Source organism: Asticcacaulis sp. AND118, from assembly GCF_020535245.1.
Taxonomy (GTDB): Bacteria; Pseudomonadota; Alphaproteobacteria; order Caulobacterales; family Caulobacteraceae; genus Asticcacaulis.
Genome location: NZ_CP084910.1, coordinates 2,447,775 through 2,467,185, shown reverse-complemented (window position 1 = coordinate 2,467,185; position 19,411 = coordinate 2,447,775). Strand labels below are relative to the sequence as shown.

Sequence of the window (19,411 nt, the reverse complement as noted above, 5' to 3'; positions counted from 1 at the left end):
TGCGCGTGCCCTACGGTACGCGGCCGCGGGTTTCCCCACAGCATAGAGAGAGTCGCCATGCGCCGCGCCCTGCTTCCGCTTGTCCTTTTGACCGCCGGTTCCGCTCAGGCGGAGGAGGCTCTGAAAATATCCGGCAGCGTGCGCCTGCGCTATGAGACCCTGGAAGGACAGGCCCGGGCGGGTTTCGGCGAATCCGATGATCTGGTGAGCCTGCGGACGGTGGTTCTGGCCGAATACCGGCTGGATAACGACCTTCGTGTAGCCGCTGAACTCTATGACAGCCGTGCCTGGGGCAGCGAACCGGACAGCGCCGTCGGCACGGGTGAGGTCAATACCTTGGAATTTGTTCAGGCCTATGTGGCCGGTTCGCTTTCCGAACCGTTCGGTCTGAAGGGTAAGGCAAACTGGCAGGCGGGACGATTTACGCTCAATCTGGGCTCGCGCCGTCTGGTGGCGGCGGACGATTATCGCAATACGACCAACGGCTATACCGGCCTGCGGGGCGATTTCACCGGCAGCGGTGGTATGGCGGCGACCCTGATCTATGTTCTGCCCCAGACGCGGCGGCCGGAGGACAGGGCGTCCATACTGGACAACCGGACGCGTATGGATCGGGAAAGCGTCGATACCCGGTTGTGGGGCGGCGTGGTGTCCGCCTCGGTCGCAGATCAGGTGCGCGGTGAACTGACCTATATCGGTTTCGGGGAAAAGGACGATGGCGGAAGGCCGACGCGCGACCGCCACCTGCACAGTTTCGGCGGCCGGATTCTGCGTGAGCCGGCGGTGGGACGTTTCGATTATGAGGCCGAGGCGGTCGTTCAGACCGGGACCCTCAGCGCCTCGATGGCGGCCACCGCGCCCCGTCTGGATGTGCGCGCAGGTTTTGTCCATCTCGATGCCGGCTACAGCTTTCGGGGACCGCTGAAGGCGCGCCTATCGCTTGAATATGACTGGGTCAGCGGCGACGGTCCGGGCGGGAGGTACGGCCGGTTCGATACGCTTTACGGCATGCGTCGCGCCGATTTTGCCCCGGCGGGCGTCTATGCCCAGATCGGGCGCGCCAATATATCGACGCCCGGCGTGCGGCTGGAGATCGCGCCTGATCCGCGCTGGGACGCCTTCGCGGTTTACAGGCCGATGTGGCTTGCCGAACGCACCGACGCCTTCTCCACCACGGGCGTGCGCGACGCCTCAGGCCGCGCGGGAACCTTTTCCGGCCATCAGTTGGAGGGCCGTTTCCGCTACTGGGTCAAACCGAAAAAGCTGCGCGCCGAGATCAATGCCGCCTGGATCGCCAAGGGCCGCTTTCTGACCGAGGCACCCAATGCCCCCAGAACGGGCGATACGCGGTATGTTTCGCTGGCCTTGACCGGTAGTTTCTGAAACTGGAAACCGGAAAATTATATTTTACAGATATTTATTATTTAAATCGGATTTTGGAAATAATTTCCGGAAAAATTGACCCCGATCCGTGGGGCGCGTTATTCTGATGACCTATCAGAAAGGCAACCGTCATGGCGCATAAGATCGTCTCCGGTATCGAGGTCGATGAGACCCTGTTCCGCTTCATCAGCGAAGAGGCCCTGCCCGGTTCGGGCGTGGCGGCGGCGGCCTTCTGGGGCGGGCTTGTGGCGCTGATCCGCGACTTCGGCCCGCGCAATGCGCAGCTTCTGGCGCGTCGTGACGCCTTGCAGGCGCAGATCGATGACTGGCATCGCACCCACGCCTTTGAGCCGGCTGCCTATAAGGCCTTTCTGAGCGAGATCGGCTATCTCCTGCCCGAACCGGTGCCGTTCAGCGTCACCACGGATCGCGTCGATGACGAGATCGCGCATATGGCCGGGCCGCAACTGGTCGTCCCGGTGTCCAATGCCCGGTACGCGCTGAACGCCGCCAATGCCCGCTGGGGCAGCCTTTACGACGCGCTCTATGGCACGGATGTGCTGGGGCCGGTTCCGACAGGCGGCGGTTACGATACGGCGCGCGGGGCGGCGGTGCAGGCGGCGGCCAAGGCGTATCTCGATAAGTTCGTGCCGCTGGAGGGCTTCAGCCATGCCGACGCTACGGCCTATGCGGTGGTGGACGGGCAGTTGCGGGCCAACGGCGCCCCGCTGAAAGACCCGTCGCAGTTTGCCGGTTTTGCTGGCGCACCCCATGCGCCGCAGTCGATTTTGCTGCGCCATAATGGCCTGCACATCGACATTCGCATCGACCACGACAGTCCCGTCGCCGATGCGGCGGGCGTTGCCGATGTGGTGCTCGAAGCCGCCCTGTCGGCCATCATGGATATGGAGGACAGCGTCGCCGCCGTCGATGCGGCGGACAAGGTCGGGCTGTACCGCAACTGGCTGGGCCTGACGCGCGGCGATCTGACGGAGCATTTCACCAAGGGCGGCCAGGCTCAGACGCGCCGTCTCAATCCCGACCGCGCCTATACCGCGCCCGACGGCAGCGCCTTCACCCTGCATGGCCGCAGCCTGATGCTGGCGCGCAATGTCGGCCTGCACATTTACAGCGACATGGTGCGCCACGACGGTCGGACCGTGCCGGAAGGTTTGATCGATCTGATGGTCACGGCCCTGATCGCGCGCCACGATGCCGGGACCAACAGCCGCGCCGGTTCAGCCTATATCGTCAAGCCCAAGATGCACGGGCCGGACGAGGTGGCCTTCGCCGTTGAGACGTTTGCCTTCGCCGAGCGCGCTCTGGGTTTGCCTGAGCGCACGCTCAAAATCGGCATTATGGATGAGGAGCGCCGCACCAGCGTCAATCTGAGGGCCTGTATCGAGCATGCGAAAGACCGCGTTTTCTTCATCAATACGGGCTTCCTCGATCGCACGGGCGACGAAATCCATACCTCTATGGAGGCCGGTCCCGTCCTGCGCAAGGGCGAGATCAAGGGTGCGGTGTGGATCAGGGCCTATGAGGAGTCCAACGTCGATTGTGGCCTCTGGGCGGGCCTGCCCGGCCATGCCCAGATCGGCAAGGGCATGTGGGCGGCGCCGGACATGATGGCCGACATGATGACGCAGAAACTCGGCCATCCGAAGGCCGGGGCCTCGACCGCCTGGGTGCCGTCTCCGACGGCGGCCACCCTGCACGCCCTGCATTACCACCGCGTCGATGTGGCGGTGATGCAGACGGAATTAGGGACGCGCAAGCGCGCTTCGGTGGATGATATACTGACGCCGCCGCTGGCCACCCGCAACTACAGCCCCGAAGAGATCGCCGAGGAACTGGACAATAATCTGCAAGGCATCCTGGGCTATGTGGTGCGCTGGGTCGATCAGGGGGTGGGCTGCTCCAAGGTGCCGGATATCCACGATGTCGGACTGATGGAGGACCGCGCCACGCTGCGTATCTCCAGCCAGCACGTGGCCAACTGGCTGCGTCACGGGCTGGTGTCAGAGGCACAGGTGCGGGCGCGGTTGCGCCACATGGCCGGGGTGGTCGATGCGCAGAACGCCGGGGATACAGCCTATGTGCCGATGTCGCCGGGCTTTGACGGCGAGGCGTTCAAAGCGGCCTGCGATCTGTGTTTCGAGGGCGCGAAGCAGGCCAATGGCTATACGGAGTTCATTCTGCACGACCGCAGGCGGGCGGTGAAAAGGGTGTTGGGCACGGCATAAACCCCCTCTCCCCGTTTACGGGGAGAGGGCTGGGGTGAGGGGCTGTCTTTCTTCGTGTGTCTTACCCCTCATCTGACCGCGTTACACTGGACCTCGTTACACTGGGCCACCTACTCCCCGTGAACGGGGAGAAGGGTTAAGTAGGTGCCCGCCGATCCGTTCCGTAATCCGCGCCGCCGTTTCGCGCACCTGTTGCGCCAGTTCCGGCAGGCGCGCGTCGCTGATGCGTAAGGAGGGGCCCGACAGCGAAATCCCGGCGCGGGCCTCGCCGAACTCGTTGAACACCGGGGCGGCGACACAGCGCATCCCCCTATGGGCTTCCTCGTCATCCAGCGACCAGCCGCGTTCGCAGATGACGCTCAGATCGGCGCGCAGGCTGTCCGGTGTAGTGAGGGTCTTCGGCGTATAGCGTGGCAAATCCCGGCGTTTCAGCAGGGCATCCAGCGCCGGGTCATCAAGTTGGGACAGCAGCGCCTTGCCTATGCCCGAAGCGTGAGCCGAGCGGCGGTCGCCGATGCGGAAAAAGGCGCGGATAGGGGCCTCGCATTCGACCTGTGCGACGAACACCACTTCGAAGCCGTCGAGCATGGCCAGATTGACCGTCTCGCCCGTCGCCTCCATCAGGCGCAGCATGTCCGGCCGGCCCGCCGTAAGGATACGGTTGCGGCGCTGGAAAGCCATGCCGATGCGGAGGGATTCGATGCCGATCGACCATTTTTGTGACGGCTCGTCCCACGCCACCAGATCATGGGCGGATAATGTCGCCATCAGGCGGTGTGCGGTCGATGCCGCCAGACCCGCTTCGCGCGACAGTTCGGTCAGGCTCATGCCGTCACGGGCCGAGAGGGCTTTTAGCAGGCCCAGCGCTTTTTCCAGCGACTGATTGGCCGCCGGCGCTTCGGGCTTGAGCTTGTCTTCGCGCGGGCGGCCGCGCGGACGGGAGGGGGCGGGTTCGGTCATGGCTACCATTCCTGTGTGAAATGGAAACTATTTCCAGAAACCCGCCCGGTAAAGTCAGAAGTGGATTACGACTTGGTGCAGGCTTCGTCGGCCGAGCCCCAGGTGGCGTCATTGCCCTTGGTGTGCAGGCTGTAGCCCGTGGCCTGATAGAGGGTGCCGTCGCCGGAGGTGCTCTTCAGCAACGTGACCTTGCGGTTGTTGTCGGACAGGACGGTGACGTCGGCCTTGTCGTCCGAGAAGACAACCGACAGCTTGGTGCCAAGCGCGCAGCTATAGCTGATCGGATCGGAAACGGCGAAATCGGCGGCGGCCGACGACATGGCGTCCTTGGCGTCGGTGGCGATTTCCGAAGTGGTTTCCTGCACTTCCTCTACGGCTTGCTGGGCTTCGGGCTTGGAGCAGGCCGACAGCGAGGCGGCGGACAGGGCCAGCAGGGCGACGGCGGTGGCGATCTTACGCATGGGATGTTCCTCCATAATAGGATGAATAGGGAGGTATCAGCCGGGGTGTAAGGAAGCGATCAGATCGGCCCTTATCGCGCGTTAATGATAAGGAAGGAGTTGCCCCCTCTCCCCGCAGGCGGGGAGAGGGGGAGGAGACGTTAGTCCACCAGCTTTTGCGTAAGATACGTATATTCCAACGCATTGCGCTTGGCGGTTTCCTTGAGGTTGGCGGCGGCCGAGTGACCGCCGTCGATATTCTCATAATAGAGGAAGGGCAGGCCCATATCCCCCATCAGCGCCGCCATCTTGCGGGCGTGGCCCGGGTGGACGCGATCGTCCTTGGTCGAGGTGACGAAGAAAGGCTCCGGATACTTCACCCCGGCCTTGAGGTTATGATAGGGCGAGATCGTCTTGAGGAAGGCGCCTTCGGTGGCGTCGTCCGGACGGCCGTATTCGCCCTGCCACGACGCACCGGCCAGCAGGGTGTGGTAGCGCAGCATGTCGAGCAGCGGCACCTGAACCACGACGGCGTTCCACAGGTCCGGACGTTGGGTCAGTTGCACGCCCATCAAAAGGCCGCCGTTCGAGCCGCCCATGATGCCGAGGCGACGCGGCGAGGTGATCTTGGTCTTGATCAGGTCTTCGGCCACGGCCTGGAAGTCGTCATAGATGACCTGACGCTTGGTCTTGAGGCCCGCTTCGTGCCACTTGGGCCCGAATTCGCCGCCGCCGCGGATATTGGCCAGCACGTAGGCGCCGCCCTTTTCCAGCCACAGCTTGCCAATCGCGCCCGAATAGGACGGGGTCAGCGAAATCTCGAAACCGCCGTAAGCGTAGAGCAGGGTCGGCGTATTGCCGTCCAGTCTGGCATCCTGGCGCATGACGACGAAGTACGGAACCCTGGTGCCGTCCTTCGACGTGGCCCAGTGCTGCTCGACCTTGAGGCCTTCGGCGTTGAAACGCTCCGGGCTGGCCTTCAGCTTGGTGACCGTTGTCTTGTCGGCATCGGCGATATAGAGGGTCGAGGGCTGCAGATAGCCGGTCGACCAGGCGAAGAGCTGATCCGACTCGTCGTCGGCCGAGCCGAGGCTGAGCGAGGAGTTTTCGGGCAGGGGCAGAGGTTTCAGCACCCACTTGCCGTTGACGAGGCTGACCGACTGCACCTGACCGGTGACGTTGGACAGGATTGACAGGAGCAGATGGTTCTTCGTCTGGCCGATGCCCTGAACGCTCTGGTGCTCATCCGGCGCAAAGATAACCGACGGTTCGAGGTTCTTAGGGTCTTTCAGTGCCGCCTTGAGGTCGAAGGCGATGACCGCACCCGACGGGTACTTGGTGCCCCTGGCGCTGGTCCATTCGTCCTTAAGCGAGAAGACGGCCTGCCCCTTGTAATAGGCGTTCATTTCCGAGGTCAGCGGCAGGGGCAGCTTGACCTCACCCGCGTCGGTGAACCACGTCGTGTCGACTTCGAAGAAGGTCGGGCGGCGCTCGGCATAATCCATGACGAAATGGCCGTCGATGTCACGCAGCACGGTGCGATAGGCCATCATGTCGGCCTTGTCGCCGCGATGGATTTCGACGGCCTGATCGAGGCTTTGACCGCGCTTCAGCACCTTGGTGACGAAGGCGTAGCCCGACGGCGTCACTTCGCCCGGCGTCCATTCGCGCGCCACATAGAGCGTGTCCTTGTCCTTCCAGGTGACGATCTGCTTGCCTTCGGGCAGGCTGAAACCCCCATCGACAAAGGACTTGGTCTTCAGGTCGTATTCGCGCACCGTTACGGCGTCCTTGCCGCCGTTCGACAGATTGATCAGGCAGCGGGTGTTTTCCGGCGGCAGGCACGACGCCCCCTTATAGACCCAGTTCTGGCCTTCGGCCTTGGCCAGTGTGTCGAAGTCTAGCAGGATATCCCATTTGGGCGCGCCGGCCAGATAGGAGGCCTTGTCGGTGCGACGCCAGATGCCGCGCACATGGTCCTTGTCCTGCCAGAAATTGTCGATGAAGCCGCCGGTGGCGAAGCCGGGCGAGGGGATGCGGTCGGTGGCTTCGACGATCTTCAGCACGTCGGCCTCATAGCCGGCGAAGCGCGGATCGTTCATGAGGTGCTTCAGGCTGCGCTCGTTCTGGGACTTGACCCAGGTCAGCGCTTTTTCGCCTTCGACCTCTTCGAGGTACTGACGCGGATCAGCGGCATCGGGGGCCAGTTTGGCGGGATTGGCCGGAGTTTCCTTGGCGACGGTGGTGATATTGGTCATCTGGGCCTGTGCGGAAAGGGGCAGAGCCCCCAAGATGAGGAGGGACGCCGCCATGCGCAAGGCCCGACGCGACAAGGAAGTCTTTGACATGTGAATGATTTCCCGCAGTTGGTTTTCCCTGAAACTAACCCTGCAATGGACCGTCTTGGCAAGCGTCGGGAGCGAAGCTTACGAAAATGTAATAAATGGTGCAAATGAAGAACTTTACAAAATAAAGTACTTCATTCATGTTCTGGTCATCGCTTTCAGGGGATTGCCACATGACCGCCACCGCTCTTTCCATCGATACGCCTGTGCGTCCGGCGTCCACGCCCATCGACGGTTCGCCCATGTTCTGGGCCGGCCTGATCTTCGGCAGCATGAATATCGTGCAGTTCGCCATCCGCTCAGGTTATGCGCAAACCCCCGGCCCGGTGATTGGACTGATGTGGATGGGGGCGCTGTTCACCTTCATCATGGCCGCCTTTGTCCTCAAGATCGGGTCGAGCGCCGCCTTCCGCGCACAGCCGGAGGTCAGGGCTTTCCGCAAACAGTGGGGCCTTCTGATCCTCGGTGGTGGCCTTCTGATCGGTGTCGTCGTGGGCGTGCTTGGCTATCTGAAGCTCTATGCCCTGATGCCGGTCGTCCCGGCGCCACTGGCCCTCATCGTCTATGCCGTCGGCTGGCGCATGGCGGCCGTGAGCAGCGGGCGCGCGGGCTTCAACGGCCTGTCCGTGGCGGCGCTTGCGGCGGCGGCGGGACTGACCGTCGTGGCCGTCTATGCCGGACCCGCCTGGCAGGCTCTGGCCTATGCACTGGTGCTGTTCATACTGGCCGCCGCCCCGGGCCTTGCGCTCATCCTCAACAGCCGCAACTAATCCTCTCTCAGGAAATCACGTCATGTCCTCGCAACTTCACGATCAGATCGACTACCTCAAATCCCTGGCGGAAGACGGCAGCCGCGCCCCCATCATGAACGGCGGCAGCCTGTTCTGGGCCGGTATCTGCTTCTCGGCCGCCGCTGTGGTCCACTATGGCATCATGCTCGGCATCGTTCCCATCCCCAACCCGTGGTTCATAACCGGGCTGTGGCTGATGGCGGGCTTGGCCTATGCTGTTCTGGGCTATCTGTCGATCGCCGCCGCCAAACGTCGCTACGGCTGCGGTAACGCCATGAACCGCGCTGTTTCCGCCGCATGGTCGGGCGTCGGCATCGCCATCTTCGCCCTGTTCGTGACCCTCATTGCCGCCGGCACTCAATTCAAGGCGCTCGAAGTTCTGTCGGCGCTCATCGCGCCGATGATCCTGCTGTTGTACGGCGTCGGCTGGTGGGTGGCTTCGGTCGTGTCGGGGCAGGCCTGGTTGCGGATGGTCGCCTTCGGATGCCTGATCGGCGCGCCGGTCCTGGGGCTTCTGGGGCATCAGGCGGTGCAGATGCTGGCCTATGCGGTGGCGCTCAACCTGTTCGCCACCATTCCCGGCCTGATCCTGCTGCGCGCCGAACGGGGGTGAGCATGCCCGAGGACGAATTCAATATCGAGCGCATCGACGATGTGATCCACGGACGGCTGAGGCTGGGCATCATGGCCTATCTGTCGACCGCCGGGGCCGCCGACTTCACCACGCTCAAGGCCAAGACCCAGTCTTCCGACGGCAACCTGTCGGTGCAGGTACGCAAGCTGGAAGAGGCGGGCTATGTCACGGTGGACAAGGCCTTTGTCGGCAAGAAGCCGGTGACGACCATCACCTTGACGGAGGCCGGGCGGACGGCGTTTGTGGCCTATCTCGACGCCATGCGTAAGCTGATCGACGAGGCGGGGTAGACGGTTCTTATACCTCCCCGACTTGTCGGGGAGGGGGACCATCAAGCGTAGCGAAGATGGTGGTGGGGTATCTTGCGATATGTCCACCTTCTCGGTCCGATAATTTAAGTAAGACCCCCCACCACCGCATCTAGCTTGCTACGCAAGCGTCGTGCGGTCCCCCTCCCCAGTAACTGGGGAGGTATGAAAAGATCTAAGAAAAAGCCCCGGTAAAAACCGGGGCTTTTTCTTACGCGTATTCCTGAATGGACCGGACGTCCAGTTCGCCCTTGAGGCTGGCCGCGATGGCCCGGACCGCCGCCACCGCGCCGTTGGCGGTGGTGTAATAGGGCACCTTGGTCATCAGCGCGGTGCGACGGATCGAGAAGGAGTCGAGGATGGCCTGCTTGCCTTCGGTGGTGTTGAAGACCAGCGCAATTTCACCGTTCTTGATCGCATCCTGAATGTTAGGACGGCCTTCGAGCACCTTCTTGATGGTCTCGATCTTCACGCCCTGCGCCGCCAGATAATCCGCTGTACCCGATGTGCCGCAGACCTCGAAGCCGAGGGTCAGAAGGGTGCGGATGGCGTCGACGATCACGGGCTTGTCCTGATCCTTGACCGAGACGAAGACCTTGCCCGAAGCGGGCAGCTTGGTGCCGCCACCCAGTTGCGACTTGGCGAAGGCGCGCGAGAAGGCGTCGATCATCTCTTCGCCGTCGCGCACCCAGTCGAGGCCCATGACCTCGCCGGTCGAGCGCATCTCCGGCCCCAGCACCGTATCGACATTGGCGAAGCGCGCGAACGGGAAGACGGCTTCCTTGACCGCCACGTGGCGGTAGTCGCGCGGCGTCAGGCCGAAGGTCGAGAGCGGCGTGTCGGCCATGACCTTGGCGGCGATGCCGGCCAGCGGCTTGCCCAGGGTCTTGGCCACGAAGGGCACGGTGCGCGAGGCGCGCGGATTGACCTCAAGGACGTAGATCTTGGGGTCGGTATAGGGGTTCATGATGGCGAACTGCACGTTCATCAGCCCCTTGACCTTCAGCGCCCTGGCCAGTTCGACCGTCTGACGCTCAAGCTCCTTCACGGTTTCCGGCTTCAGCGAGAAGGGCGGCAGCGAACAGGCTGAGTCGCCTGAGTGCACGCCCGCCTCTTCGATGTGCTCCATAATGCCGGCAACGAAGACCGCGCCCGTGCCGTCGGCCAGTGCGTCGGCGTCGACCTCGATGGCGGCGCTCAGGTACTGATCGATCAGGACCGGCGAGTCGCCCGACACCTGCACGGCTTCGCGCACATAGCGGGTCAGTTGCTCGTCGTCGCGGATGATTTCCATGGCGCGGCCGCCCAGCACGTAGGACGGACGGATGACGATGGGGTAGCCGACCTCATGCGCCGCCTTGAAGGCTTCTTCCGGGGTGCGCGCGATGGCGTTGACCGGCTGGGTCAGGTTGATCTGCTTCAGCAGTTGCTGGAAGCGCTCGCGGTCTTCGGCCAGATCGATGGCGTCCGGCGAGGTGCCGAGGATGGGGATGCCTTCGTCTTCGAGCGCCTGAGCCAGCTTCAGCGGCGTCTGGCCGCCGAACTGCACCACCACGCCGGCCAGCGTGCCGTTCGATTGCTCGACGGCGATCAGTTCCAGCACGTCTTCGGCGGTCAGCGGCTCGAAATAGAGGCGATCCGAGGTGTCGTAGTCAGTCGACACAGTCTCCGGGTTGCAGTTGACCATGATCGCTTCAAGGCCCATGTCCTTATAGGCGAAGGCCGCGTGACAGCAGCAATAGTCGAACTCGATGCCCTGACCGATTCTGTTGGGCCCGCCGCCGAGGATGATGGCCTTCTTGCGATCCGTCGGCGCGGATTCGCATTCCGGCACCTGATCCAGAGCGCCCGATTCGTAGGTCGAATACATGTAGGCGGTGTTGGAGGCGAATTCCGCGGCGCAGGTGTCAATGCGCTTGAACACCGGGCGCACGTTCAGGCCGCGGCGGGCGGCGCGCACGTCCTTTTCCTTGACGCCGGTCAGCTTGGCCAGACGCACGTCGGAGAAGCCCATGGCCTTGAGCTTACGCAGTTCGTGCGCGGTCCTGGGCAGGCCCAAAGCGCCGATCTTCGCTTCCTCAGACACGATGGTTTCGATCTGACGCAGGAACCACGGCTCGTAATGGCAGGCGGTGTTGATGTCCTCGACGCTGAGGCCGTGACGGAAGGCCTGGGCGATGACGCGCAGGCGGTCCGGCGTCGGACGGCCCAGTTCGCGCACCACGGCTTCCTTCACGGCGTGGGCGTCGGTCGCCCCGGCGACACCGGGAATTTCAACCTCATCGAAGCCCGACAGACCGGTTTCCAGACCGCGCAGCGCCTTTTGCACCGACTCGGCAAAGGTGCGGCCGATGGCCATGACTTCGCCGACCGATTTCATCGAGGTGCCGAGAAGGGGCTCGGAGCCCGGATACTTCTCAAAGGCGAAGCGCGGGATCTTGGTCACCACATAATCGATGCTCGGCTCGAACGAGGCGGGCGTGACCTTGGTGATGTCGTTGGTCAGTTCGTCCAGCGTGTAACCGACGGCCAGCTTGGCGGCGATCTTGGCGATGGGGAAGCCGGTGGCCTTCGAGGCCAGAGCCGAGGAGCGCGACACGCGCGGGTTCATTTCGATGACGATCATGCGGCCATCGGCGGGGTTCAGCGCAAACTGCACGTTCGAGCCGCCGGTTTCCACGCCGATCTCACGCAGCACCGCCAGCGAGGCCGAGCGCATGATCTGATATTCCTTGTCCGTCAGGGTCAGGGCCGGGGCGACAGTGATGGAATCGCCCGTGTGCACGCCCATCGGATCGACGTTCTCAATGGAACAGACGATGATGCAGTTGTCCGCCTTGTCGCGGACGACTTCCATCTCGTATTCCTTCCAGCCGAGGATCGACTCTTCGATCAGCACTTCGGTGGTCGGCGACAGGTCGAGACCGCGCGTGACAATCTCCCTGAACTCTTCCTGATTGAAGGCGATGCCGCCGCCGGTGCCGGCCAGCGTAAACGACGGGCGGATAACGGCGGGCAGGCCGCCGATTTGCTTTAGGCCCTCCACCGCTTCTTCCCAAGTGTGGGCGACCGCGGACTTGGCCGATTCGAGACCCAGCTTGTCCATGGCGTCGCGGAACTTCTGGCGGTCTTCGGCCTTGTCGATGACCTCGGCCTTGGCGCCGATCATTTCGACATTGTACTTGGTCAGCACGCCCGCGGCGTCGAGCGCCAGCGCGGTGTTGAGCGCCGTCTGACCGCCCATGGTCGGGAGCAGCGCGTCCGGGCGCTCCTTGGCGATGATCTTCTCGACGAACTCAGGGGTGATCGGCTCGATATAGGTCGCGTCGGCCACGTCCGGATCGGTCATGATCGTCGCCGGGTTCGAATTGACCAGAATGATGCGGTAGCCTTCTTCGCGCAGCGCCTTACAGGCCTGAACGCCGGAATAGTCGAATTCACAGGCCTGACCGATGACGATGGGCCCCGCGCCGATGATCAGGATGGACTTGATATCTGTACGTTTGGGCATGGGCTCTCGGTCTTTCTTTACTTTCTGAGGGCCGCGTCCGGTCCGGAAACCGGCGCAGGCTTTGGGGATGCGCATGTCACGCGCAAGAAGGTGCGGGCAGCGGCAAAGCTGTCCGTGTAGCTCTTGTTTTGTTTTCAGGCTAAGCGGGTGCTTTAGTGCCTTAAGGGGGGGGATGCAACCCCTTTTCTCATGAAGGCCGCTGTGAGGCTTTCGCGCTATGGCTGGGCCGGAAGAACGGTGATATGGTTAAGCCGGTCTTGGCCGGTAACAGGGGAGATGCAGGTGGGGTTGCGAGGGGCAGCGGCGTTGATCGTGGGGCTGGGTGTGTTCGCGCCGGTTATGGTTCTGGCCAGTCCCAAAGCCGCTGCGGTGGCGCAGACGCCGTCGCGGACTCCCAATGAGTCGCCGGGGCCGTGCAGCGCCGGAGCGATCCGGCTGGCGGCGGCGAAACAGAGCGCGCCCGCCCTGACCGGTTGCCGCTATGAGGCTGTAGCGGGGCCCGTGGCGCAGTTTTTCCTCACCTTGCCCGTCGCGCGCAAGACCGACGATCAGGCGTCGCCGGGTACGATCGTCGCCCAGAACCCGGAGGCGGGACAGCCGCTCAAGCCGGGCGGGCGTCTGGTACTGAACGTTTCGACGGGCCGCCCGCCCAAGGCCGGGGAAGAGACGCCGGCCAATCCGGCGTCGGAACCGGCGTCATCATTGTCGGAAAGCGGGTCGCCTGTCAGTTCGTCATCGGCCGAGCCGGTTCCGGGCCGTCCGACCGTCCCCACCGCGGAACCTGCGCCTCAGCCGGAAATGCCGGTGGCTTCTGAGTCCAGTGAAACGCCATCGACTGGGGTTCCTTCGATCACACCTGAGCCGTCGTTACCGCCCATCCCCGCCGAAGCCCCCGAAGTGCCTTGGCTGTGGATCGCGGGGGCTGTCGCCCTGATCGTGCTGCTCGCAGCGGCGGTCGGCGCGTTGTTCAAGCGCGGTGGATCGCGCGGCGGCGGACTGATCGCACCCGCCGTGTCTCTGCGGCTTGTACCCGGGGAGGCACGGTTGAAGACGCGGAGTGCGCTGGTCAGCGGGCGAAAGGGGCGGTCATGAGCGGGACGATCCACGATCTTCTGACCCCCGAAGCGCAAAAACGTCTGGAGGCGCAGGTCACCAGGGCGGCGGACAAGGACCGCGTCCTGCGGCGGTTTCTCAACGGCGTGCCGCTGGCCAGTGGCGTCATCGGCGCGGCGCTGGATTCTGCCTTGCGCACCGATCCGTTTGCCCTGCTGGCCGAGGGCTGGCGCACCGCCAAGGACATCCGCAAGTTTCACGAAGGCGAGCGCGCGCAACTGGGTGAGCCGGTCGTGCTGAAGCTGGCGGCGCACGATATCGAGCGCGACCTGATGCCGGAAGTAGTGATCGATGTAGGGGCCGAGCGGCGTTTTCCGCTCAAGCTGGCCCTGACCCTGTGCGGGGCATTCGACGGCGTCGAGCTGTCGATCCTCGATGGCGACCTGATCGCTGTCGGTTCGGGTCAGTGCCGCCTGTTGTTGAAGGTCTGCGTCGTAGGCCGCACGGTCGAAAGCCTGACCCTGGGCAAGCTGAACCTGCCGGGCGAGCATCGTCTGACGCCCGCCCTGCCATTATATAGTTAGGAAATGGATAGGTCTGCGAGTATTTGCTTCGCGGTCTCCGACGCTTCAAAACTTCCGCGCAGTACGATTTCATGGAGTTCAGCTAGATAGGCAGAACAATCAAAATGGCCTGCACACCAAACCAAGGTGCCGATTTGTTGAAAGTCGTGAACTGTTATCGCTTTAAAGAGAGCAGGCAGCAGCACCGTTGACTTTTCGGGAGCTGTCAAGGCGGCATCCAGAAGATCAATGGCGAGAGTATTTCGCTCCTGATGATCTTCTGAAATGCACAACCTGCATAATTTTAGCTCAAAGGCGTCCAAATGATCAGGCCGCGACCTTGGCGTCGCGCATATACTGGGCGAAGCGCTCGAACAGGTAGAGCGAATCGACCGGACCGGGCGAGGCTTCGGGGTGGTGCTGCACCGAGAAGACCGGCTTGTTGGCCAGGGCGATGCCGCAGTTGGTGCCGTCAAACAGCGAGACATGGGTTTCGACTACACCTGCGGGCAGCGAGGCGCGATCGACCGCAAAGCCGTGGTTCATCGACACGATCTCGACCTTGTTCGTCGTGACGTCCTTGACCGGGTGGTTGGCGCCGTGGTGGCCCTGTTCCATCTTGACGGTCTTCGCGCCCAGAGCGAGGGCCAGCATCTGGTGGCCGAGGCAGATGCCGAACACCGGCAGGCCGGCATCGACCAGTTTGCGGATTTCGGGCACGGCGTATGCACCGGTGGCGGCGGGGTCGCCCGGACCGTTCGACAGCAGCACGCCATCGGGCTTAAGCGCGAGAATCTCTTCCGCCGAAGTCTGGGCCGGAACGATCTTCACCGTCGCGCCGACGCTGATCAGGGCGCGCAGGATGTTCTGCTTCACGCCGTAGTCGATGACGACGACGTTGAAGTCCGTCTTTTGCCCGTCCTTGTGACCTTCGGCCCACTTCCACAGGTCCGACGTCCAGGTGCCCGACTGCGCCGAGGTGGCGTCGACGGCAAGGTCGAGCCCGACGAGGCCCTTCCATTCGGCAGCCTTCTGCGTCAGGGCGGCGATGTCGAACCTGCCTTCCGGGCTGTGGGCGATAACGCCGTGCGGCATGCCCTTTTCGCGGATGCGCTTGGTCAGGGCGCGGGTGTCGATGCCGGCGAGGCCCACCACGCCGCGCGACTTCATCCAGTCGTCGAAGCTCATGGCCGAGCGCCAGTTGGCCGGCGGGGTCGGCAGGTCGCGGAAGATCGCGCCCCTGGCCGCACGTTTCGGATCGTCACCCAGTTGCTCGACATCTTCCGGATTGACGCCGACATTGCCGACGTGCGGGAAGGTGAAGGCGACGATCTGATCCATGTAGGACGGATCGGTGAGGATTTCCTGATAGCCGGTCATGGCCGTGTTGAAGCAGACCTCGCCCAGCACATCGCCGGTCGCGCCGCAGCCTATGCCCTGAAACACGGTGCCGTCGGCCAGAACCAGAACCCCCGTAACGCCGGGAAGAAGATCAGTCATGGAAAACTCCTGTTCAGAGCGCATCCCGAAAAATGTGCAGCGGTTTTCGGGTGTGGATGCGCGGCAAAGATAAGATCGCAGGGCTGCGGATAAACGGCTGGACACATAGGGATTTGCCTCTTCCGGGTCAATGAAGAATCGTAAAGATTCCTTTCACGATTTCCCTCGGTTTGTAAGACGCGTTGATGCCTGCTCCGGCGGGCGCGCCATGTATAATTCTTTCAATAACAGAAATTTTATAGCGCTTTAATTTGACAATAAAGGCGCCCTGCATGTATAGGGTGCGCATCGATTTATAATTTCGGCGGATTTGTTTTGCATCCACAGCGATGCGCCGGGCGAACCTTCCATTCAAATTTTAAGCGAGGTACACGGATATTGTGTTCGTGTGCGTATAAACACCTACTTTGAAAGGGTTCATCATGAGCGCAGGTACGGTTAAGTGGTTCAATTCCACCAAGGGTTTCGGTTTTATTGCTCCGGATGACGGCGGCGCCGACGTTTTCGTTCACATCTCGGCCGTCGAACGTGCCGGTATGCGTGGTCTGAACGAAGGTCAGAAGGTTTCGTACGAACTGGCTCGCGACAACCGCTCGGGCAAGATGTCGGCTGAAAAGCTTGAAAACGCCTAATAATTGGCGCATTTGCGCCTTTTAAGCGAAAAGGTCGGCCTCAACGGGCCGGCCTTTTTTATTACGCATATCGGGGGGCTCAGAAGACTCGCAAGGGTCGCGTTAGGGAGAGCCTATGTATCGAATTTTCTTTCTGAACGCCGAAGAGGCCGAGGTGACCTCGGTGCCGTGGGGCTCCGATCTGGCGCTGGCGATCGATCACGCCAAGACTCATCTGCCCGCGCATGGCCGCTGGCATGGCGCGACCCAAACGCGCATCTATGACGTGAAGACGAATCAGTTGGTGTTCCAGTATCCGAATTTTTAATGAAATACCCTTCTCCCGCAAACGGGAGAGGGGATTTATATTATCCCCGACCCCATGATTTTCAGTACCGGCGTGAAGGCCGGGCGCGTATCGGGCAGCTTCACATTCAGCCCGTTGACCGACAGCCCGAAACTGAGCGGTTGGCCATGCCCCAGAAGCTCGACGCGTTCGATCGTGCCCTTGCGCTGCGGCGAACCTGCGGCCAGCGCGGTCAGGCTTATATAACCGCTGTTGGGCCAGTCCTGACCCAAGGCATAGAGGACATCGCCTTTGGTGGTGTAGCGGATGTCTTCGTGGGTGAAGCCCTTCTGCGCCTGCTCATTCTGCATGCCTTCGGTGAAGCGCGCCGGGCCTTCGCCATAGATCGACCAGACGCGGGTGCCGAAGATGGCTTCGCCATTGACGGCCATCCACGCCCCCATGTCCTGCAGGATTTTCACTTCCTTCTCATCGATCGCGCCATTGCCGCGCTGAGGGATGGACAGCAGCATGTTGCCGTTCTTCGACACCACGTCGGCCAGGCGCTGGATGACGTCCTTGGCCGTCTTGTAGCCATTGCGGTCGTAAAGCCCACGGTCGTAGTGCCAGTTGCCGATGCAGGTGCAGGTCTGCCAGTATTCGGCGCGCAAGGAATCCGAGAAGCCGCGCTCGACATCGTCGACAATGGCGCGCTTCTGCTTGGCGTCGAGCTTCTTGCCGGTGACGACGGCCTCCAGCTTGCCGCCATGCCATTTGCGGTTCTGGTTGTAGAAATAGGCCGTGGCGTCCAGCCCCGCCTGTTCCAGCGGCAGGCCGTAATTGTCGAAATAGACGAAGTCAGGCTTGTACTTGTCGATCAGGTCGTTCTGACGCAGTAGCCACTGTTTCGCATACCAGGCGTTGGGCGAGGTTTCGAGCCACTGACCGGAATGCTGGTCGTGATAGGCCTGCATCGCCTTGATCGTGCTCAGGCCGTCAGGTGGCACCATGTCGCCGGCCGGGCCGGTGTACAGTTCCTGCGGGTCGAGACCCTCCCACCACAGACCCTTGCCGTCTGCCTTTTTCAGGCGCGCCGCATCGTAACGAACGCCGCGCATCGGCCCTTCGGCGTCGTAGCCATAGGCGGTCTGCCACCAGTGCCAGGCGTGGGCGGCATGGTTCGACACGCCGAAGCGCATCCCGGCCTCGCGCGCCAGCTTGGCCCAGCGCCCGACAATATCCATCTTCGGCCCGACGTTTAGCGTGTTCCACTTGTGGAACTTCGAATCGTACATGTCGAGATTGTCGTGGTGGTTGGCCATCGACACGAAGTATTTGGCCCCGGCGGCCTTATAGAGGGCCATCTGGCCCTCGGCGTCCCACTCGGTCACCTTCCAGTTGCCGATGATCTCCATGAAGCCGTGATGCGCCGGGTGGCCGTACTTTTCGACGTGGATGTCGTAGTAGGGATTGCCCTGAATATACATCTGGCGACCGTACCAGTCGCCGGCCTCCGGCACGCATTGGGGCCCCCAATGCGACCATAGTCCTAATTTGGCGTCCTTGAACCAGTCCGGCGTCTGATAGGTCTCGCCCAGCGACTCCCAGCTCGCTTTGAACGGGGCGGGTGCGGCGGAAGCGGCAGGAGCGCCGCCCCCAAAAGCTGAGCTTCCGATCACGGCGGCGGAACCGAGTATCTGACGTCGGGTGGGACGCATGAGAATCCTTTAGGGCTTAAATGGCGGAAGGGGGGTGGCGTCGAAATCGAGGTCGGTGCGCTGACGCACCAGTTCCAGCGAGGGGCCGGTGTCGCGGACCTCGTAGAGGTAGCCGCGCGCATTCTTGAACGGGCGATGGACGATCAGCATGAGCTGACCATCGAAGGTGTGAAACAGCATGCCGTGGCCGGAACCCTTGCCGAGCCACATGGGCAATTGCTCCCACGGGCCGAACAGGTCGCCGGACGCCGAACGGGCGAGGGTCTGGATGTAGCCGTCGGCGCCCCAGCTCGACCACAGCATCATCAACGCGCCGCCGGAGGTGCGGTAAAGCTGAGGACCGTCGGTGACGATATTCTGACCCTGCTGCGGCACAGCCCATGGCGAGTCCGAACCTTTGAAGAGCAGACGCGGCGGGCCCTTGGCCGACAGGTCGGGATTGAGCGGCAGGGCCTCCATGGTGCCGACGCCGGTCTGGATCCATTCGTGGGCATAGACCATCCATGGCTGACCGGCGGGATCGGCATAGAGCGTGCCGTCGAGCGTCATCAGTGCCTTCGGGGCGACGGGTTCACCATTGCGCACCAGGGTGAACGGCCCTTCCGGCGTGTCGGCGACGGCCAGAACCGTGGCCCGCCGATAGTTGGCTTGCCCCGAAGCACCGACCGGCAGGGGCATCTTTTCGTTGTGGACGGTGACGAACAGATACCAGCGGCCCTGCCATTGATGGACCTCCGGGGCCCAGCCGCCGCCATCGGCCCACACACCTTGGGGCAGGGCAAAGACGCGATGCGGCTTGGTCCAGTGTTTCAGGTCGCGGCTGCGATAGGCCATGACGCCGATGCCCGGCTGACCGCTCAGGCGCTCGCGGTTCGAGGTGAAGAGATGATAGGTCCGGGTTGCCTTGTCCGCGACGATCCAGGGATCGTGCAGGGGCATATTCGGCAGGGTGAGGGTAGCCTGATCATCGGCGCGCGCCGAATCGCCCGCGCTCAGGGATACCCCCGAAACGGCAAGGGCGGCAGTCATGTTGAGCAGGGTGCGGCGCGTGGTCATGGGAGG

17 protein-coding genes are annotated in these 19,411 nt (G+C 62.7%); 9 read left to right on the top strand and 8 right to left on the bottom strand.

Translation table 11 applies throughout. The features are described from left to right. Positions 1 to 57: 57 nt before the first annotated feature. Together LH365_RS11875 and LH365_RS11870 are read left to right on the top strand one after the other, a co-directional pair. On the top strand, positions 58 to 1,383 hold the full coding sequence (locus LH365_RS11875) for an alginate export family protein (protein WP_226743843.1): 1,326 nt from the start codon (positions 58 to 60) through the stop codon (positions 1,381 to 1,383). A gap of 131 nt (positions 1,384 to 1,514) precedes the next feature. Continuing rightward, a complete protein-coding gene (locus LH365_RS11870) occupies positions 1,515 to 3,629 on the top strand; it encodes a malate synthase G (RefSeq protein WP_226743842.1) in 2,115 nt (704 codons plus the stop codon). Positions 3,630 to 3,725: 96 nt separating this feature from the next. On the opposite strand, the gene LH365_RS11865 is transcribed toward LH365_RS11870, so the two are convergent. From LH365_RS11865 to LH365_RS11855, 3 genes are all read right to left on the bottom strand, one after another. Continuing rightward, complete coding sequence (locus LH365_RS11865) at positions 3,726 to 4,589, bottom strand: IclR family transcriptional regulator (RefSeq protein WP_226743841.1); 864 nt, start codon at positions 4,587 to 4,589, stop codon at positions 3,726 to 3,728. Positions 4,590 to 4,654: 65 nt separating this feature from the next. Beyond that, entirely contained in the window at positions 4,655 to 5,050 is a 396-nt protein-coding gene (locus LH365_RS11860) for an MliC family protein (protein WP_226743840.1), read from the bottom strand. Between the two features lie 140 nt (positions 5,051 to 5,190). Next, on the bottom strand, positions 5,191 to 7,377 hold the full coding sequence (locus LH365_RS11855) for a prolyl oligopeptidase family protein (protein WP_226743839.1): 2,187 nt from the start codon (positions 7,375 to 7,377) through the stop codon (positions 5,191 to 5,193). A gap of 170 nt (positions 7,378 to 7,547) precedes the next feature. Between LH365_RS11855 and LH365_RS11850 the strand changes: the two genes are divergently transcribed. Genes LH365_RS11850 through LH365_RS11840 form a run of 3 tightly spaced genes read left to right on the top strand, consistent with a single transcriptional unit; the run spans position 7,548 to position 9,089 of the window. Next, positions 7,548 to 8,144 carry a hypothetical protein gene (locus tag LH365_RS11850; RefSeq protein ID WP_226743838.1) on the top strand — a complete coding sequence of 199 codons (597 nt, stop codon included), beginning with the start codon at positions 7,548 to 7,550 and terminating at the stop codon, positions 8,142 to 8,144. A 22-nt stretch (positions 8,145 to 8,166) separates the two neighbouring features. Then, the gene (locus LH365_RS11845) at positions 8,167 to 8,778 is read left to right on the top strand and encodes a hypothetical protein (RefSeq protein ID WP_226743837.1); all 612 of its coding nucleotides are present in this window, start codon (positions 8,167 to 8,169) and stop codon (positions 8,776 to 8,778) included. A gap of 2 nt (positions 8,779 to 8,780) precedes the next feature. Next, on the top strand, positions 8,781 to 9,089 hold the full coding sequence (locus tag LH365_RS11840) for a transcriptional regulator (protein WP_226743836.1): 309 nt from the start codon (positions 8,781 to 8,783) through the stop codon (positions 9,087 to 9,089). 229 nt (positions 9,090 to 9,318) lie between these two features. Here the strand turns inward: LH365_RS11840 and carB are convergent, their stop codons facing one another. Next, the gene (carB, locus tag LH365_RS11835) at positions 9,319 to 12,618 is read right to left on the bottom strand and encodes a carbamoyl-phosphate synthase large subunit (protein WP_226743835.1); all 3,300 of its coding nucleotides are present in this window, start codon (positions 12,616 to 12,618) and stop codon (positions 9,319 to 9,321) included. Positions 12,619 to 12,900: 282 nt separating this feature from the next. On the opposite strand from carB, the gene LH365_RS11830 reads away from it, so the two are divergent. Further along, positions 12,901 to 13,710, top strand: a complete 810-nt coding sequence (locus tag LH365_RS11830) for a PASTA domain-containing protein (RefSeq protein ID WP_226743834.1) — start codon at positions 12,901 to 12,903, stop codon at positions 13,708 to 13,710. Beyond that, positions 13,707 to 14,255: a hypothetical protein gene (locus LH365_RS11825; RefSeq protein ID WP_226743833.1), complete on the top strand. Its 549-nt coding sequence runs from the start codon at positions 13,707 to 13,709 to the stop codon at positions 14,253 to 14,255. Before LH365_RS11830 ends, LH365_RS11825 begins: the two co-directional genes overlap by 4 nt. Here LH365_RS11825 and LH365_RS11820 read toward each other — a convergent pair. Together LH365_RS11820 and carA are read right to left on the bottom strand one after the other, a co-directional pair. Then, the gene (locus tag LH365_RS11820; RefSeq protein ID WP_226743832.1) at positions 14,252 to 14,557 is read right to left on the bottom strand and encodes a hypothetical protein; all 306 of its coding nucleotides are present in this window, start codon (positions 14,555 to 14,557) and stop codon (positions 14,252 to 14,254) included. The genes LH365_RS11825 and LH365_RS11820 overlap by 4 nt on opposite strands. Positions 14,558 to 14,561: 4 nt before the next feature. Beyond that, a complete protein-coding gene (carA, locus tag LH365_RS11815) occupies positions 14,562 to 15,734 on the bottom strand; it encodes a glutamine-hydrolyzing carbamoyl-phosphate synthase small subunit (RefSeq protein ID WP_226743831.1) in 1,173 nt (390 codons plus the stop codon). A 422-nt stretch (positions 15,735 to 16,156) separates the two neighbouring features. Here carA and LH365_RS11810 point away from each other — a divergent pair, with 422 nt between their 5' ends. Both LH365_RS11810 and LH365_RS11805 read left to right on the top strand, forming a co-directional pair. After that, positions 16,157 to 16,366: a cold-shock protein gene (locus LH365_RS11810; protein ID WP_226743830.1), complete on the top strand. Its 210-nt coding sequence runs from the start codon at positions 16,157 to 16,159 to the stop codon at positions 16,364 to 16,366. A gap of 115 nt (positions 16,367 to 16,481) precedes the next feature. Then, positions 16,482 to 16,673, top strand: a complete 192-nt coding sequence (locus LH365_RS11805) for a hypothetical protein (protein WP_226743829.1) — start codon at positions 16,482 to 16,484, stop codon at positions 16,671 to 16,673. Positions 16,674 to 16,708: 35 nt separating this feature from the next. Here LH365_RS11805 and LH365_RS11800 read toward each other — a convergent pair whose 3' ends face one another. Then, a complete protein-coding gene (locus LH365_RS11800; RefSeq protein WP_226743828.1) occupies positions 16,709 to 18,349 on the bottom strand; it encodes an alpha-L-fucosidase in 1,641 nt (546 codons plus the stop codon). A 9-nt stretch (positions 18,350 to 18,358) separates the two neighbouring features. Further along, the gene (locus LH365_RS11795) at positions 18,359 to 19,405 is read right to left on the bottom strand and encodes a glycoside hydrolase family 43 protein (RefSeq protein WP_226743827.1); all 1,047 of its coding nucleotides are present in this window, start codon (positions 19,403 to 19,405) and stop codon (positions 18,359 to 18,361) included. Between the last annotated feature and the right edge of the window lie 6 nt (positions 19,406 to 19,411).

Bases quoted from the DNA above. Each gene is read 5' to 3' on its own strand.
- LH365_RS11875 (WP_226743843.1), top strand. From the start codon at position 58: ATGCGCCGCGCCCTGCTTCCGCTTGTCCTTTTGACCGCCGGTTCCGCT.
- LH365_RS11870 (WP_226743842.1), top strand. From the start codon at position 1,515: ATGGCGCATAAGATCGTCTCCGGTATCGAGGTCGATGAGACCCTGTTC.
- LH365_RS11865 (WP_226743841.1), bottom strand. From the start codon at position 4,589: ATGACCGAACCCGCCCCCTCCCGTCCGCGCGGCCGCCCGCGCGAAGAC.
- LH365_RS11860 (WP_226743840.1), bottom strand. From the start codon at position 5,050: ATGCGTAAGATCGCCACCGCCGTCGCCCTGCTGGCCCTGTCCGCCGCC.
- LH365_RS11855 (WP_226743839.1), bottom strand. From the start codon at position 7,377: ATGTCAAAGACTTCCTTGTCGCGTCGGGCCTTGCGCATGGCGGCGTCC.
- LH365_RS11850 (WP_226743838.1), top strand. From the start codon at position 7,548: ATGACCGCCACCGCTCTTTCCATCGATACGCCTGTGCGTCCGGCGTCC.
- LH365_RS11845 (WP_226743837.1), top strand. From the start codon at position 8,167: ATGTCCTCGCAACTTCACGATCAGATCGACTACCTCAAATCCCTGGCG.
- LH365_RS11840 (WP_226743836.1), top strand. From the start codon at position 8,781: ATGCCCGAGGACGAATTCAATATCGAGCGCATCGACGATGTGATCCAC.
- carB (WP_226743835.1), bottom strand. From the start codon at position 12,618: ATGCCCAAACGTACAGATATCAAGTCCATCCTGATCATCGGCGCGGGG.
- LH365_RS11825 (WP_226743833.1), top strand. From the start codon at position 13,707: ATGAGCGGGACGATCCACGATCTTCTGACCCCCGAAGCGCAAAAACGT.
- carA (WP_226743831.1), bottom strand. From the start codon at position 15,734: ATGACTGATCTTCTTCCCGGCGTTACGGGGGTTCTGGTTCTGGCCGAC.
- LH365_RS11810 (WP_226743830.1), top strand. From the start codon at position 16,157: ATGAGCGCAGGTACGGTTAAGTGGTTCAATTCCACCAAGGGTTTCGGT.
- LH365_RS11805 (WP_226743829.1), top strand. From the start codon at position 16,482: ATGTATCGAATTTTCTTTCTGAACGCCGAAGAGGCCGAGGTGACCTCG.
- LH365_RS11800 (WP_226743828.1), bottom strand. From the start codon at position 18,349: ATGCGTCCCACCCGACGTCAGATACTCGGTTCCGCCGCCGTGATCGGA.
- LH365_RS11795 (WP_226743827.1), bottom strand. From the start codon at position 19,405: ATGACCACGCGCCGCACCCTGCTCAACATGACTGCCGCCCTTGCCGTT.